The sequence below is a fragment of the Candidatus Cardinium sp. cBcalN2 genome (genome assembly GCF_022810445.1).
Classification (GTDB): Bacteria; Bacteroidota; Bacteroidia; order Cytophagales; family Amoebophilaceae; genus Cardinium.
Map to the genome: position 1 here is coordinate 1 of NZ_JAACGD010000032.1, position 1570 is coordinate 1570.

At 32.7% G+C, this 1570-nt stretch carries 1 protein-coding gene and 1 pseudogene; one reads left to right on the forward strand and one right to left on the reverse strand.

What is annotated here, in order from left to right; all coding sequences use genetic code 11:
• Positions 1-322: 322 nt before the first annotated feature.
• Positions 323-1024 carry a hypothetical protein gene (locus MUW74_RS01095; protein ID WP_243517153.1) on the reverse strand — a complete coding sequence of 234 codons (702 nt, stop codon included), beginning with the start codon at positions 1022-1024 and terminating at the stop codon, positions 323-325.
• A 224-nt stretch (positions 1025-1248) separates the two neighbouring features.
• Here MUW74_RS01095 and MUW74_RS01100 point away from each other — a divergent pair.
• Positions 1249-1443: pseudogene (locus tag MUW74_RS01100) on the forward strand (transposase); the annotation flags it as partial.
• Positions 1444-1570 lie beyond the last annotated feature (127 nt).

Here is a 1570-nt window from a genome sequence, read left to right on the forward strand (position 1 = left end):
ACTGTTAAAAAATGAATTTTTTAAAGCTATTTTTTGTTTGATCAAAAAGTAGCCAAAAAATCAAGCCAAGAAAAAAGTAAGATAAAAAAAGCTTATAATCAAATAAAAATAATTAAAAATTCCTTAAGCTGACGCCATTGTCTGAACAGATGAACAAGATCTGAGTAAAAGCTCCTAAAAACAAGGCTTATAGCTAAAAAAATAAAACTTCTCTCTTTCAGAGGCTTTCAAGCTGCTTGGCTATTTCAAGGCTTAACCATTCTTTTAAGTTGTATCGTTTACGATTAAACTTTTTAAACGAGTAGGCGACAGTTTTGTCTCTTCATTTGCATGGGTGCCCTGAACAAACATATATTCCCTGGTCATCTGTGTTATCATAGGACTTTTTTTTTCTATCATACAAATGATAACATGCAATTTTAGGAGGGAGTAATAGTACGATATTAAAGTTCCCTTTGAAAGGTAGTTTTTTTTTAAAGATAAAGACGCTGCCCCATGGAAACTTACACTTAAAGAGATCATTTTGTTTTTCTTTTTTGAAAAAATCTCCCAATGTGGCTTTAAGATTGTCTTCTAGCTCTTCGGAATCTAGTTCTTCAATAGATTGATCAAGTAAGCAGGCTGCATCGCTTGTTGTATTATTGATTTTAGTTTCTGTGTCTAGATTATAGATCATAAACCCATACAGATGGTACGTTTTACTAAAACTACATTCCGATGCACCAAGAAAAGCTTCCTCAATGATTTTACGTGATTTAGCTGTCCAAGTGACACCAGGCCAAAGTAAAAGGGATTGCTTGCATTTATAAAAGAATGCTTTTATTTTATTGCAGTCATGTTTGAGAGATAAATCTACTAGTTTAACAGTGGTTTTTAATACATGAGAATCAGATGTTGAGCTAGATTCCTTTAGCTGTTTTTTTGCACTACCAGCTTGATATGTTTGATATTGGCTACATCCTACTACAAGAAACATACAAGCTACAATCAGTGATAAGCGTAGGGTAATTTTTTGATAAGTCATAGCTAAAAAAACATTAAGTTACCAAGCACTTATGGTTGAAGGATGTTCTTTGACAGTTAAGTGCTTAAAAGGAATATAATATTTTTTTTGATTTATGAAATGGTTCGTTACAATGTTTTTTTAAGGATTTTTAAACCTACACTGGTATAACTTACTTTTTGCTACTGGTGTATTAGGCGGTCTACCGCTTTGGTATCATATGTTTACCAAAGCGGGTAAACCAAGAGAAGAAGCTGACCGCGTTAAAGACTATATTGTACTGAGCGTATCAGAAGAAAGCGACTAGAAACCATCCCTTATCACCTATTGCTAAGCGGCTTAATAAATTGATAGCTAAGACGCGTTACAAAGTAGAACGCGTATTTGGAAGTATTAAAAGCTGGTTCCAAAGTGCTGGAGCCCGTTATGTAGGCCTTGATAACGTATTTGTTCCTGACACTGTTAAAAAATAAATTTTATAAAGCTATTTTTTGCTTGATAAAAAAGTAGCCAAAAAATCAAGCCAAGAAAAAAGTAAGATAAAAAAAGCTTATAATCAAATAAAAA

Bases quoted from the DNA above. Each gene is read 5' to 3' on its own strand.
- MUW74_RS01095 (WP_243517153.1), bottom strand. From the start codon at position 1,024: ATGACTTATCAAAAAATTACCCTACGCTTATCACTGATTGTAGCTTGT.